The following is a 14,494-nucleotide window of genomic DNA, read 5'->3' on the forward strand; positions in this document are numbered from 1 at the left end:
GCGGCGCTCTAACGCGAAAATTGAATGATCTCGCCGTTGTACTGCGCCGGCCGGATAGCTCACCAATCCGGGGACAGCTTGGTCAGATACTGGCCGTAGGCACTCTTGCCGAGCTTCTCCGCGAGCTTGGCGAGGTCGTCCTGCGAGATGTAACCCATGCGCCAGGCGACTTCTTCGGGACAGGCGATCTTGAAGCCCTGGCGTTTCTCCAGCGTGCTGACGAAACCTGCGGCATCGAGCAGGCTGTCCGGCGTGCCGGTATCGAGCCAGGCATAGCCCCGGCCCATCAGCTCCACGAAAAGCTGGCCGCGCTCGAGATAGGTGCGGTTGACGTCGGTGATTTCCAGTTCGCCGCGCGGTGATGGCTTCAGGTTGGCGGCGATATCGACCACCTGCTGATCGTAGAAATAGAGGCCGGTCACCGCCCAGTTCGATTTTGGCTTCTTCGGCTTCTCCTCGATCGATAGCGCATTCATCTTTTCGTCAAAGCCGACAACGCCATAGCGTTCAGGATCGGTGACGTGATATGCGAACACCGTCGCGCCTTCCCGCCGGCTCGTGCCGGATTTCATGATTTCCGGCAGTCCGTGCCCGTAGAAGATGTTGTCGCCGAGAACGAGTGCCGAGCTGTCGCCGTGCACGAAGTCGGCGCCGATGATGAAGGCCTGGGCGAGGCCGTCCGGGCTCGGCTGTACGGCATAAGTCAGCGAAATTCCCCATTGCGAGCCGTCGCCGAGAAGGCGCTTGAAGGCTTCGACGTCGTGAGGCGTGGTGATGATCAGCAACTCCCTGATGCCCGCGAGCATGAGCGTCGTCAGCGGATAGTAGATCATCGGCTTGTCGTAGACCGGCATCAACTGTTTCGAGACGGCCTGCGTGATCGGATGCAGACGCGTGCCCGTGCCGCCGGCGAGAATTATTCCCTTCATGCCCTTCTCCCTAAAGACCCTTATTCAAAAGGTCTTGCATGACAATTTTCATGGACTGCTTCCACTCCGGAAGCCGGATTCCATATGTTCTGGCGAGCTTGTCACCGTTGAGACGTGATTTGGCAGGACGCGTCGCCGGTGTCGGATAGTCCGCCGTCGGGATGCGCTCGACGCCGACGTTTCTGCCGCCGGATTTAGAAAGCTCCGTGAATATCTCTTCAGCGAAGTCCGCCCAGCTTGCTTCGCCGCTGCCGGTCAGGTGGAAAGTGCCGCGCAGCGATGGCTCAGGGTCCGCTACGATACGGGATGCGATCGCAAGAATCGCGTCGGCGATGTCGAGCGCCGAGGTCGGGCATCCAGTCTGATCGGCGACAACGCGAAGATGATCGCGCGTCTCGGAAAGTCGGAGCATCGTTTTCAGGAAATTGGTGCCAAAGGGCGAATAGACCCAGGCGGTGCGCAAGATGACGTAGTTCGGGCTCGCCGCCGCGACGGCCTTCTCGCCCGCGAGCTTCGAGCGTCCGTAGACGGAGATCGGCGCCGTCGCATCCTCTTCGGAATAGGCGGAGGCCTTGTCGCCGCTGAAGACGTAGTCGCTCGAAATGTGGATGACCGGGGCCCCTATTCGCGCGGCAGCCTCGGCGACCGCCCCGGCGCCTGCCGCGTTGACGGAAAAAGCAAGCTCGGCTTCGCTCTCGGCCTTGTCGACCGCCGTATAGGCAGCCGCCGAGACGATCACATCCGGGCGCAAAGCCGAGAAAGCGGCTGCGATGCTCGCAGGATCCGCAAGGTCCATTTCCGGGCGCCCGACCGCGTTGATTTCGACGCCCGTTTCGGCGCCGCGTCTGAGCAGCGACTGAACGACCTGGCCCTGTTTGCCGGTGACGGCTATGCGCATCGCTTATCGTCCCTTGAAAACGCCGAGGCGTTCGCCGGAGTAGACGTTTTCGCGCAGCGGCCTCCACCACCATGCGTTTTCCAAGTACCAGTGCACGGTCTTCTCTATGCCGGTTTCGAAGGTTTCTTGCGCCTTCCAGCCGAGTTCGCTTTCGAGTTTCGAGGCGTCGATCGCATAGCGTGCGTCGTGTCCGGGACGGTCCGTGACGTTGGCAATCAGACGCGCATGCGGTCCCTTTTCACTGTAGACGCCGTCGAGAATAGCGCAGATGCGATGAACGACATCGATGTTCCTGCGCTCATTGCGGCCGCCCACATTGTATTTTTCTCCGGGGCGCCCTCTGGATGCGATCGTGAAGAGCGCGCGGGCGTGGTCTTCGACATAGAGCCAGTCGCGCACATTCACGCCATTGCCGTAAACGGGAAGAGGCTTGCCCTCCAGTGCGTTCAGGATCATCAGCGGAATGAGCTTTTCCGGGAAATGGAACGGGCCGTAGTTGTTGGAGCAATTCGAGACGACGACGGGCATGCCGTAGGTTCGGTGCCAGGCGATCGCCAGATGGTCGCTCGCGGCCTTGGAGGCGGAATAGGGCGAGGAGGGATCGTAAGGCGTCGTTTCCTCGAAGAGGCCCTCGTCGCCGAGCGAGCCGTAGACCTCATCGGTCGAGACATGCAGAAAGCGGAAGGCACTCTTGCGGCGAGAGTCAAGCCCATCCCAATAGTGCCGTGCGGCATCCAGCAGACTAAACGTGCCGACGATGTTGGTCTGAATGAAATCGTCCGCGCCCGAGATCGAGCGGTCGACATGGCTCTCTGCCGCGAGATGCATGACGATATCAGGGCGGAAGGACGCGAATGCTTCCTGCATCCTGGCGCGGTCGCAGATGTCGGCGTGCAGGAATTGATAGTTCGGCGCCGATTCGACGGATTTCAGCGATGCCAGATTGCCGGCATAGGTCAGCGCGTCGACATTCAGCACCTCGGCGCCGATCTCGCTGACGAGATGGCGCACCAATGCCGATCCGATGAAGCCCGCTCCGCCCGTGACCAGAATGCGCATGGTGAATCAATCCCTGGTTACTGTGCTGAATAGGAAAAATGGCTTGGCAGATCGGCGAGCCCCGGCAGCGTCTTGTCCTTGTCGGACAACACCATGTCTCTCTCATCGAAGGGCCAGCGGATGCCGATCGCCGGATCGTTCCACGCGATGCCCCGATCATGCTGCGGGCTGTAGGGCGCGGTTACCTTGTAGCTGATGACGCTGTTCGGCTCGATCGTTGCGAATCCGTGTGCGAAACCGGCCGGTACCCAGAGCTGCATGCCGTTTTCCGACGAGAGCTCCTGAGAGAGCCATTTGCCGAAGCTCGGCGATCCCTCGCGAATATCGACGACGACATCCATGATCCGGCCGGCAAGGCAGCGCACCAGCTTGCCCTGTGCGAAGGGCGGTATCTGGAAATGCAGTCCCCTGATGGTGCCGGCCTGCGCCGAAAGCGATTCATTGTCTTGGATGAACGTGACGTCGGCCACATTTTCCCGGAACCAGGCACCCTTGAATACCTCGCAGAAGTAGCCGCGGTGATCGCCGAAGCGTGGCGGTGTGATCGCAACTATGCCCTCGATGGCCGTGGTCTCAATACGCATGACTTACCTTTTCTGCAGCCTTCATCAAACGCCCGACCTCATGACGCTCATCAGCATGTCCGCCTGCGACCGGCTCTGCATAGCCGCAAGGCCCTGCGCGGCAATGGCATCGCGCTCGTCGGCATCTGCGATCAGCTTGTAGCAGCGCTCGATCATGTCGTCATAGGGCTCAATTGCCAAGCCGCCGATGAAGGGCTGAAGGTCCGCATCGCGGATGTCGCCTTCCGTCAGCACGCAAACGCGATTGGCAAGCAGATAGGAAATGCGGACGATCTCGAAGACGCCGCTCGCATAATGATGGATGTTTATGACGATCTTGGCGCGGGCAATCGCTGCGTCGCGTTCCGCACCATAGATGTTGAAGAGGTGCGCGACCTTGAGCCCGCCGTCCTTCAGCGTCTTCAGGATATGGTGGCGGCGTTCGTTCATCGAGCCGTAGAAGAGCACGTCGATATCTTTGACGGCGGCGTGCTGTATCTGGCTGAGGCAGCGGCTATAGCCGATTTCGAGCACGCCGGCGTGATCAATGCCCTTGGCGGCGAGATTCTCCCGGTTGCGCGGGCTGTAGTCGAGAACCGGAAGCGACTTCAGGATCGAGGTGTAGCGCGAATTGATCCAGATGCTTTCTTCGGACACCTGCTCGAGATTGATGACGACGCTGTCCTTCGGCAGATGGCCGACGATTTCGGCGGGGAGAAGATTGCCGCCATAGATGATCGGCGCACGGCCGGCGAATGCGTTCATGTCCCGGGTAATCGGTGCCGAGCCGCCGAGTTCCTCGAAGGCGCCCTGTAGGCCAAGCGCGACTTCGTCGAAGGCGTGGCTGTGATTGTAGTTGTCTGGCGTCACGATCCAGATGCAATGACGGTCTCTGTGTGCCTGCCATCCGCCGGCAAAGGGCTGCAACAGGTTGCGGAGCGGCTGCTCGATCTTCGGCGCGGCTGATATAGCGGGCCTTTCCGTCCGCACCGGCTGCTGCGGTACCGCGGAAGCGCCTGACGCCTGCTGAGCATAGGCGCGCATCAATTGGCGGCCGCCGATAAATTGGCCGCGCGGCATCCAGCCGGGCGGATCATCAGCCCCCCAGACCAGGTGCGGCTGCTTGATGAGCGGCTGGCGGCCTTGCTGCCACGAGGTCAGGACAGCCTCGTCACGGCTCCGCAGAAAGGCTTCCTTGGCGGCGAAGAGGCCATGCAGCATCCGGCCAAGGCGGACACCGAACTTCCATTCGAAATCGGCAACGGTCGGTACGAAGGCGGCGATCTTCAGTCCGGAGGCGATAGCCTGCTGCACATAAAGTCCGAGCAGACGCTCGATCACGAAGGGGCGCATCTTGGCGTTGGCATCGCGTGAATAGTGAGCCGAGCCGACATAGGCGGCGCCCGCCGCCGTGCCGGCGCGCGCTTGGTTTTCCAGCGATTCGAGAATGCGTTCGCAAAAGGCGAAATACCCGGACCAGAATTTCCGGTTGCCGCAGAAATAGTTGCAGAACATGAAGGCAGTCTTGTCCTGCGGCGGCGCGATCGGATAGCCCAACTCCTGGATATGCAGAAAGATCGGCTCCATGCCAGGGTGACCGCCAAGCAGCGAATGTTCCCAGACGTTGCTGTAGATCGCCGCGTGGCCGATCAGCGGATTGTAAAGATAGGCGTCCGCGCCTTCTGCCCTGGCCTTTTCCGCCTCCGTGACAAAGGACGGAAAGCTCGTCACCGACTTCATCTCGAATTTGCTGGAGAGCAGCCCCCAAAACACGTCGTCACCGAGGCCGATCGCCTCGTGGTGCTGATGCAGGGTGAGGAAGAGTTCATATTCGCGGGTCGTAGCCTGCGTATTGAACGAGATGTCGAGCGGCATGGCAGCCGCATCGAGCTGGCTGCGCTGCGAAGGATCGAGATAAGGCTGATAGATAATGACGGATCCAGTGCCCGCAGCTTTCTCCGTGAGAAGCGCCAGATCAGGAAGACCGGCCGGCAGAGCGGAAATAGGCTGGTTGATCGTCAAGGCATCGTCCTTCGTGCATGATCGCCGTCTTCGTGATTCACAAAACGGCATTCGGGCTGGGTTGGGTGCCGACTATTGGATGTGAAGCTTGCGCCACACTGTTGGCGGGAATTTCGCTGGTCAGCCTGGGAACAGGTTAAGCCGTGATGTTCGTACTTGGCCCAATTGCCCGATAGTGCCAACCTCTGGACGGCGTCATGAAAAACGAAAAGATCTATGTAACGAAGCCCAGCCTGCCGCCGCTCGAAGAATTCATTCCTTCGCTGGAAGCGATCTGGAACAACCGAATCCTGACCAATGGCGGGCCATTCCACCAGCAGCTGGAGCAGGAGCTCTGCGACCATCTCGGCGTGAAGCACATCAGCCTCTTTTCCAACGCTACCGTCGCGCTGCTGACGGCGCTTCAGGCGCTCCGCGTGACGGGCGAAGTCATTACTACGCCTTATTCCTTCGTGGCCACTTCGCATTCGCTTCTCTGGAACGGCTTGAAGCCCGTCTTCGTCGACGTCGACCCGGTGACGCTCAATCTCGATCCAGCGAAGATCGAGGCGGCGATCACGCAGCAGACGACGGCGATCATGCCGGTGCATTGCTACGGCCACCCTTGCGACGTCGATGCGATCCAGAAAATCGCCGACCTCTACAATCTGAAGGTCATCTACGACGCCGCCCATGCCTTCGGCGTGGAAGACGAACGGGGAAGCGTTCTCAATCACGGCGACCTTTCCATCCTGAGCTTCCATGCGACGAAGGTTTTCAACACATTCGAAGGCGGGGCCATCATCTGCCCGGACGCCAAGACGAAGACCCGCATCGATCAGCTGAAGAACTTCGGTTACGTCGACGAAGTGACTGTGGTGGCGCCAGGCACGAATGGAAAAATGAGCGAGTTCAACGCTGCGCTCGGCCTGTTGCAGCTGAAATACATCAAGCTCGCGCTCGAAAGACGTGGGTTCATCGACGGTGCATACCGTGAGCGGCTCCGCGGGGTTTCGGGCATAGAATGCCTGGACCGTTCCGGTGAGACCGTCTCCAACTTCTCTTATTTCCCGATCCTTGTACGCCCTGACTATCCCATTTTACGCGATGAGCTCTATGAACGGCTGAAGGAAAACAACATTCATCCGCGCCGCTATTTCTATCCGTTGATTTCAACCTTCTCGATGTACCGCAGCCTGCCTTCCTCGCAGCCCTCGAATCTGCCGGTCGCAACCGAAGCCGCACAACAGGTGCTCTGCCTTCCGATCTATCCGGACATGGAGATGGACATCGTCGACAAGGTCTGCGCGCTGATCGAGTCGGCTTAAAAACACGGTATTCCGACTGTCATCTCGCACCGCAGATCGAAAGTATCTGCGGTGCGAGATCGTGCACCATTTGGTCGGCCAGAGCATGATGCCGAAAAGTGTAAGCGGTTTTCGGGCGACATCCTGTTCTAGCCGCCTCACTTGTCAGCAAAGACTTGAAGCGCGAGCTCTGCCTGCCAGATAATAGATCGCGAGTCGGCGCATTGCAGATGGCTGCTCATACGAAAGCGGCGTGACCATCGATCACGCCACTTTCCTCATCTCATAGACGCCAGATTAAAGCGCCAGTTGCGGAGGTCGGATTTCGATCCGCTCCGTCACCGGGCGCCGTACGCCTTGCGGCTCGATCTCGACCCAGCGGTTTTCAAGCCGCGAGCATTCGATCGCTTCCAGCAGCCGTAGTCCTTCCTCCGCCTCCTCAAGCCCAAGCACGTAGGGATGGGGCAGGCATGCGGTATTGGTCTTGTGTTGCAGCAGGGCGTCGGCAAGGTCGGCATAATAATTCGCGAAGGCTTCGATGAAGCCCGACGGATGGCCTGCCTTGAACCGCTCGTAGCGGGTATTGTTAGCGATCATGATATCCGGGCTGGCGCGATCGAGAATCTGCTTGCGGCCGTTGCAATCGTAGAAATAGGCAAGCTCGGGGGTTTCCTGAAGCCATTCGATCGATGCCTTGGAGCCATAGAGCCGCACACGCAGGCCGTTGCGTTGCCCGAGCGCGGTCTTGCCGTACCACATGCTGCAATGCAGGCCGCCGGCGCAGCGCACGAGCGCCTGCACATTGTCGAGCACCTGCGGAAAGTGACCGAAACTCTGGCTGGTTGCGCAGACTTCTTCCGGCTCCCGCTGAGTGAGGAAATGAAGCAGCGAGTGCACATGAACGCCGAGATCGAGCGAAACCGTCGGCACGGCGCCGTCGTGCAGGCGCCAATCCTGCGGCGTCATCGGCGTCCCGTCGCGGCGGAAACGGAGGAAGGTCTCCTGCGGCATCTCAATATGGATCTGCTGCAATTCGCCAAAAACACCATGCTTGACCATGCTGCGGATTTCGCGGAGCATGGGATATCCCGTGTAGTTGTAGGTTACGGCCAAAAAGGCCCCGTTACTGCGCGCATTGCCGATCATGCGCGTCTCGACGCTCGAACCGGCAAGGGCCTTTTCCGAGATCACCGAAACACCGGCCTCGAGTGCGGCGACAACCTGCTTCGTATGCTGCTGCGTCGGCGTCAGTACGACGAGAGCGTCGATGTTGCCGGCCTCTTTCGAGAGCAAGGTATCGAAGTCGGCGTGGCAGTGCTCCGGCAAAATGCGGTACTGCCCCGCCGTTTCGCGATTGATGTCGTCATGGCGGCTGAAGCAGCCGGCGACAAGATCGAATTTCTGATCAAGCTCGATTGCATCGCGATGAGCGCGACCCACAGCGGAATTGACGGCACCGCCTAGAAAGGCGAGGCGCAGCTTCTCCGGTACTCCCTGACTTGAGCGGATCATGCGAGATCTCCTTGCATCGTTTGGAGCGAAATGAACGTTTTGAAATCCGGCACCACCTTCAGCATTTCGTCTCGTGTCTCGAAGCGGGCGTAGAGGATGGCGAGCTTGTCGAGCGGTGCCGAATTCATCGGCTTGCCAGTGGTCTTGAGCTGCGTGATGCGAACATCGGATGATGGAATGGAGTGCGAGAAGGAAAACGGCGTCGAGGTCGTGTCGGAGGTGATGGTGTGGCGCCCGAAGAACAGCGGCGGATCGAAGCGCGGTTCGACAGAAAATTCCTCACCCAGCAGTAGCGTTATGACGAGGTCTGCGTAATCGATGCCGAGAGACTGATCGACAAGCGAGCCGTAAAGATCGCCCGGGCAGCGTCGCATGCATTCGACGATCCAGACATCGTCTCCATTCGACAGGAACTGCGTGTGAATGAGGCCGTCCTGCAGTCCGAGCAGCTTGACGACGCGTGCCATAATGGTCCGCGTCTTCGAGCGGACAGTTTCGGACAGGCGCGAGGGATGGTTCGATGAATCGACCTGGTATGGATAGACCGTGCAATATTCGTCGACAAAGACGTCGAAGACGACCTCCTGGTCCTTGATGAAGGCGGAATGGCTGTGCAGGCTGCCTTCGATGAATTCCTCGATAACGATCTCCGCCGCGCGCGAGTTTCCCCGGGCATCGGCGATGGCGTCGGCAAGTTCCGTCCGGTCGAAAACCTTCGTGACGCCACGGCCGCTGAAACTGTCGCTTGGCTTCACCAGCAACGGATAGCGTAGCGAGCCAGTCTCGACCGGCGAGTCGCCATGCAGGCGCACCGAACGCGGGGCGGGGATATCGTATTGCTCGGTAAAGCTGCGGAACGCTTGCTTCGTGTGAATGATGGTCGCGGTTTCCATCGAATCGAAGCGCGGAAATCCGAGTTTTTCGGCAACGAAGGTGCTCGACATATAGGCAACGTCATTGCCCGTCGGCACGATGAAATCGAAATCGCCGTTCTCGACGAGGGCGAGCAGCGTGTTCGGATCGCTGTAGTCGATGAAATGCGACTGGTCCGCATGCGCGTGGCAGGGTTCATCCGGCCGGTTTCCGCAAACGGAAATATGGAGGCCGCGCCTTTTCAAAGCGAATAGAAGGGGAACTGCGCTGAAGTTACTGCCGACGAGCAATGCTCTCTTGGTCATTCTCAAATCCATTCCACGTGCCCTGAGCAGTCAGGGGCGTTGCGCATCAAACTGCTGGACCTCAGATTGGCAGCGCTCCCCGGTCCGTTTCCAATGTTCGAAAGACTCAAACGGATGCGGTAACCAAAGTCATAAGCCGCGGGCGTTTCCCCAGGCTTGCCGCTCGAGGCGGTGGACTTTGCCATCGCCTCGATTGGGCTTAAGCGCTACAGGATGACTTTCTGCAGAATCCGTTGGGGACTTATGCCCAGCGCCTCGATCTGATCGTAGATTTCCGGCGCGCTTTGAACGGCGCCTATCATGATCGGCAGATCATCCGACAGGGCCGAATGAGGAGAGCGCACTTCAATGCCGCCGAGCCTCTGGCCGATCATTTCAGGGCGTGGATCGACGAAATAAGCGATCTTGCTCGTTTTGAAGAACTGCGACTTGCGGCGAATAATCTGAGCCTGTCCGCCGATCCCCCAAACCACAACTCCTTCGGAATGGACCGGCTCGAATGCCGTCTCCAGCACCAACGGTTCCAGCCTGGATTTCAGCAATGCCAGGGTTTCTGGCGTAACCGTCAAGATCCGCTGCCAGACGAGATCGTCGAGGAAAATAAGGCGCGCGCCGCGAATTCTAAGCAGATGGTGAAGTTCGACGATGGACACCAATTGGTCATCCGTCACGCGATCTGTTTTGAAATCGCAGCTGATTTGGAAGTTGCAATCGGTCAGGCCATTCTCGGCGATCAGGTCTGCATATTGCCGGAGCTCGTCGGAGGAGCTGTTTTCCGGCAAGAGAATATATTTGATGACGACGTTGCGTGAAGAGCAAGCAGCGTAGCGGCGGAGATTTTCGAATACCCGCTCGAAATGTTTGTACTTGCGGATTTCATTGAAATTCTTACTGTTTCCGGCGTCAATGCTGGTAACGATATGAGCTTGATCCTTCCTGAGAAGGTCTGCAAGGGTCTCCGAATACATCGTCGCGTTGGTGATGACGCGCTGCTTAACATTGGAAATGCCCTCAGCCAGCTTGCTGAGAAGATCGTTGAAGCGCGGCTCGACTGTCGGTTCGCCGCCGCCCCAGACGATATATTCCATGTTCTCGAGCGCCTTCGCATCCTTCAATGTATCGATAAATGCGCCGGTATCATAGGCGGGCTTCTTGCCGCCAAAATACGTCTCGCTGCAATAGGTGCAGCGCATATTGCAAAGCGAGTGATGCTCGAAGGAAAGATACTTTACGCCCTGATTGAGCGGCCGGCCCCAATCCTCGAATTTCAAGAAGGGACAGCCGCGGCATTCATCCGAGTTGTCGCGGTTGATCTCGAGGAATAGTGTATCCTTTGCCTGCTTGATATCGCTGTAGGTAAACTCGAAATCCTTGCCGTTACCGCCGAAAAGAACCACATCGCCTTTCAGCTCGCCTTCATAGGTGAAGCGCTTGCAGCAGGTGCGCACTTCGCCGGGTCCGAGCAGAATGGAATGATGAAGGTCGTAGCAGCTCCAGAGCTTCGGCGCGATCTCCGCGAAGACTTTCAGCATATCCTCCGTCGAATCGCCTTTTTCCATGCCGTTCATGAAGGCATCGAAGGTGATCCGGTATTTGGTGCGGAAGCCCGATGGCGGAACCGGCAGGGGATAGGCGATTGCAGCGAGCTCCATTGAGCGCACGACACGGCCGTAAAGCGTGGAGAGGATCTTGCCGGCATCCTCGAGCTTGACCACCTTGCCGGGCAGCAGCCTGAGCAGGCGGGACGCGGTCACGTTGATGATGCCTGTCAGGAATGGATCTTTCAGATCAGGCCACATTGGCGTGTCCGTCACGAGCGCATGCATGGCATCGAGCGCGTCGAAGAAGCCATCGACATGACGGGTGCTGAGCGAGTTGACGATTGAGCCCTGTGTATCGAGCTTGCGGTAGATCTGCCTGTCGAGACTCTTGACCGAACGCGCGCGCATCAGCGCGTGAAACATATAATCGACGTCCTCGTGAAGGCCTCCGCGGAACATGATGTTGTTGTCGAGGAGAAAACGGCGGCGGAACAGATGGAAGATGACCGATCGATCGACGCGATCCCGGAGATAGTCCGCCAGCCTGTCGGCGCCCTCGACTCTGGTGAGATCCTCGCGGATGCGGGCCTTCAGGCTATTGCCGGTTTCTGCATCATAAAGGCTGGAGTTGAATGCGAGGATATCTGGGGAATCATCAAGGGATGCCTGAAGCGTCTCCAGAAAGTTGCTCTCGACGATGTCGTCGGCATCGACGAAGCAAATCCATTCGCCCTTTGCGTTGAGCACCCCTTCATTCCTGGCGATGCCGGGTCCGCCGTTGCTGTCGAGGCGCATAACAGTAACGTTATTGTGCCCATGAGCTATCTCTTCGGCCTTAGCGATCGTGTCGTCCGCCGAGCAATCGTCGACGACAATAATTTCAAATGGCGTCTGCCCCTGCTGATTTAGGAGGCTCTGCAGGCATCGCCCGATGACGTTTGATGCATTGTAGGCGGGGATGATGACGGAAAACGATGCCTGCACGATCTGCTCGCGTCCCCCCAGACCCGTCATTGGAGCATCCATCAACTGCATCATTTGAAACCCTCTGTCTGCATGATCGCGCCATGTCGACCATCAATTAAATCGTGAAAATTGCGCGAAACGTGCGGATATCGTGAAGCTTTTACCTGGATCGGCGGTCGGCTACGCGCTCCATCGCCCGGCATCATCAAGCAGCGCGCTCAGGCGTGCGATCCTCGCATCGAGTTCCGGAAAGGCAGCGCGCCAGTATTGGTAGACATTTATCAGATTGCGATAGGAGACCGGCAGATCCTGGGGGCTGAGGACGCCGTTGGCGCGCGCATAATTCAGAATGTCTTCGTGAAAGACGATGGCGTAGATGAAAATCGGGTTGGTGGTGTGGTTTGATTTGGAATTGGAATGCTGCCGGAAATAGGAAAGCGGGTGAGGATGGGCGACGAAGGCGCCTTCCTTGGCAAGTTCTATCCAGCCTGAAAGATCGAGAAGGCCACGGAAGATACCGTTTTCGGGCCTGAAAAGGCGGAACTCGCCATTCCCGTCAAAGCAGTCCGCCTTACGCATCATCACGGTCGAATATTCGCCGATAAGGTTGAGATGATGCATCGCCGTCAGGCGGATGAAATCCCGCCCTTCGATGAGCTTTAAACCTTGATCGACTTGGAAATAGTTGATCAGATTGAGGAAATTGTTCCTCTCGTCGATCACATGCCGCGGCGAAAAGGCAAGTTTTGTCCCTCTGTCGCGCGTTGCCTCCAGCGCTTCGAGAAGAAACTGTACGCAGAAAGGGTTAAGCACGTCGTCATCGAACAGATATTTGATGTATTCGCCCTGAGCGAGACCGGCGAGCCTCATGATGTTCGTGTATTCGCCCGGATGAGGATTGCGGCTATAGCTAATGAGGCTGGAATAGCGCGAACAGATTGCCTCGATGGCATCCGTCGGACAATCGTCCGAGACGATGATCTCGGCATCCGTATAGCTTTGCGCGATTGCGCTCTTCAGGGCGAGTTCAAAAAAATCGGGCTTGTAGGCCGGTATACAGATCGACACGCGCGGCAAGTGTTTCTCCCCTTGAGACGCCTCTCTCCAGCCTCCGCCGGCGAGAGCGGTGATCGGCTCTCCGAAGGACCGAAGCAGACCGCTTGCCATGACCATAGAACGCGGGCGTTACGCGAGGCTTGCGCAGAGGAAGAGGCACAAGTGGCAAAAAAGGCCCAGATCTCGTCCGATAAACAGATAATTCTGGGAGAAACGTGGCACGCACTCGGGCATTCGCAAGTGCGTTCCACGAGCATCGAGCCGGTGCGGTGGATTGCCCGGTTGGCGGAATTCCCTAACGAGAAAACTGAATGATCTCGCCATTATACTGCGTGCGCGCCGTCTCGCGGAAACCGAGCTTGGCTGCGACCCGCAACGAGGCCTGGTTCTCCGGGCTGATGATGCAGCTCATCGGCTTTCCCGGAAAATGCGCCTCCGCCCAGCCGATCAGGACGGTCAGCGCCTCCGTTGCATAACCGCGGCCGTGCGCCGAAGGCATCAGCGCCCAGCCGACCTCCATCGTTCCCTCGATCGAGGGGTCCATCTCGCGCCGGGCTTCCAGGAAGCCCGCTTCGCCTATGAACCGGCCGCTCTCCTTTTCCATGATCGCCAGAAAGCCGAAGCCCATATGGTGCCACATGCCGGCAACGCGCAGCATGCGGCTCCAGCTCTGCTCGCGCGTCGATGGCGCGCCGGTGATGAAGCGCACGACATCCTCGTCCGCCCACAGCGCCGCATGCGCGTCGAAATCGTCGAGGCGGTGAGGGCGAAGCGTCAGCCGCGCCGTTTCGAGAGTCGGAATGTCGGTCACATCGGATCCTTCAGGCGCCGGGCTCGCCGTCCCAATAGTCGAGATCGCCTTCCGGCCGTCCGATATGACGGAAGCGCTTGTTTTCTGCACCGTCCCTATTGGTCTTGGCAAGGAACTTTCCGGAATCGGGATATTCGACGATCTCGGTCTTCGCCATCGTCGAGATACCGAGATAGACGAGTGTGGCCGTGCCGGTGTTGATGATCTGATGCGCCGTTTCCGGTCCGCCCGCCGGCGCGCCGAGCACATCGCCGGCCTTGATCGCATGGCGCGCATCACCGAACCGGTATTCGCCGGCACCCGAGATCACATAAAAGAGCTCGTCTTCGACATGGTGGTTGTGGAAGGGGCAGCCCGATTTGCCGGGCGGTACCTCGTTGTAGCTGACGCCGAGGCCGGTCAGGCCAAGTAGCGCGCCGAAAGAGGTGTCGGTGCTTTCATAGAGCTCGCCCTGTTTCCAGTGCTCGAGCTTGAGATCGGCGGTGTTGATCACCGCCTTCTGTTCGGTTGCCATGACGTCCTCCTGTTTCAAGAAGAGAAGCCGTCATCCAGGGAAAATTCAACGATTATCTGGGCCTATCTCTGATATCCCCAGCATGGGCGGAGAGGAGACCGCCGCCCATGCTTTGAGCGCCGCGCGTCGAATAGCACGCGATAAGGACGCTCGATCACT

General features: G+C 58.6%; 12 protein-coding genes. 1 reads left to right on the forward strand and 11 read right to left on the reverse strand.

What is annotated here, in order from left to right; translation table 11 throughout:
- Positions 1–59 precede the first annotated feature (59 nt).
- The 5 genes from rfbA to RLCC275e_RS06375 are packed head-to-tail and all read right to left on the reverse strand — an operon-like array spanning position 60 to position 5,471.
- On the reverse strand, positions 60–929 hold the full coding sequence (gene rfbA / locus RLCC275e_RS06355) for a glucose-1-phosphate thymidylyltransferase RfbA (RefSeq protein ID WP_033180392.1): 870 nt from the start codon (positions 927–929) through the stop codon (positions 60–62).
- A 10-nt stretch (positions 930–939) separates the two neighbouring features.
- Positions 940–1,827: a dTDP-4-dehydrorhamnose reductase gene (gene rfbD, locus RLCC275e_RS06360; RefSeq protein ID WP_033180391.1), complete on the reverse strand. Its 888-nt coding sequence runs from the start codon at positions 1,825–1,827 to the stop codon at positions 940–942.
- A 3-nt stretch (positions 1,828–1,830) separates the two neighbouring features.
- Complete coding sequence (gene rfbB / locus RLCC275e_RS06365; RefSeq protein WP_033180390.1) at positions 1,831–2,886, reverse strand: dTDP-glucose 4,6-dehydratase; 1,056 nt, start codon at positions 2,884–2,886, stop codon at positions 1,831–1,833.
- Positions 2,887–2,903: 17 nt separating this feature from the next.
- Entirely contained in the window at positions 2,904–3,470 is a 567-nt protein-coding gene (rfbC, locus tag RLCC275e_RS06370; protein WP_033180389.1) for a dTDP-4-dehydrorhamnose 3,5-epimerase, read from the reverse strand.
- Between the two features lie 24 nt (positions 3,471–3,494).
- Positions 3,495–5,471 carry a CgeB family protein gene (locus RLCC275e_RS06375; RefSeq protein ID WP_033180388.1) on the reverse strand — a complete coding sequence of 659 codons (1,977 nt, stop codon included), beginning with the start codon at positions 5,469–5,471 and terminating at the stop codon, positions 3,495–3,497.
- Between the two features lie 197 nt (positions 5,472–5,668).
- Between RLCC275e_RS06375 and RLCC275e_RS06380 the strand changes: the two genes are divergently transcribed.
- Positions 5,669–6,778: a DegT/DnrJ/EryC1/StrS family aminotransferase gene (locus RLCC275e_RS06380; RefSeq protein WP_033180387.1), complete on the forward strand. Its 1,110-nt coding sequence runs from the start codon at positions 5,669–5,671 to the stop codon at positions 6,776–6,778.
- A gap of 276 nt (positions 6,779–7,054) precedes the next feature.
- Here RLCC275e_RS06380 and RLCC275e_RS06385 read toward each other — a convergent pair whose 3' ends face one another.
- The 6 genes from RLCC275e_RS06385 to RLCC275e_RS06410 form a co-directional block, all read right to left on the reverse strand.
- Positions 7,055–8,269, reverse strand: a complete 1,215-nt coding sequence (locus tag RLCC275e_RS06385) for a Gfo/Idh/MocA family protein (protein WP_033180386.1) — start codon at positions 8,267–8,269, stop codon at positions 7,055–7,057.
- On the reverse strand, positions 8,266–9,447 hold the full coding sequence (locus tag RLCC275e_RS06390; RefSeq protein WP_245495364.1) for an ATP-grasp domain-containing protein: 1,182 nt from the start codon (positions 9,445–9,447) through the stop codon (positions 8,266–8,268). The genes RLCC275e_RS06385 and RLCC275e_RS06390 overlap by 4 nt, the downstream gene beginning before the upstream one ends.
- A 206-nt stretch (positions 9,448–9,653) precedes the next feature.
- Positions 9,654–12,002, reverse strand: coding sequence for a glycosyltransferase (locus RLCC275e_RS06395; protein ID WP_245484982.1), 2,349 nt, complete (start codon positions 12,000–12,002; stop codon positions 9,654–9,656).
- Between the two features lie 132 nt (positions 12,003–12,134).
- A complete protein-coding gene (locus RLCC275e_RS06400; RefSeq protein WP_033180383.1) occupies positions 12,135–13,031 on the reverse strand; it encodes a glycosyltransferase family 2 protein in 897 nt (298 codons plus the stop codon).
- A 274-nt stretch (positions 13,032–13,305) separates the two neighbouring features.
- Complete coding sequence (locus RLCC275e_RS06405; protein WP_033180382.1) at positions 13,306–13,821, reverse strand: GNAT family N-acetyltransferase; 516 nt, start codon at positions 13,819–13,821, stop codon at positions 13,306–13,308.
- 10 nt (positions 13,822–13,831) lie between these two features.
- Entirely contained in the window at positions 13,832–14,335 is a 504-nt protein-coding gene (locus RLCC275e_RS06410) for a cupin domain-containing protein (protein ID WP_033180381.1), read from the reverse strand.
- Positions 14,336–14,494: the final 159 nt, after the last annotated feature.

This window comes from Rhizobium brockwellii, from assembly GCF_000769405.2.
Lineage (GTDB): Bacteria > Pseudomonadota > Alphaproteobacteria > Rhizobiales > Rhizobiaceae > Rhizobium > Rhizobium brockwellii.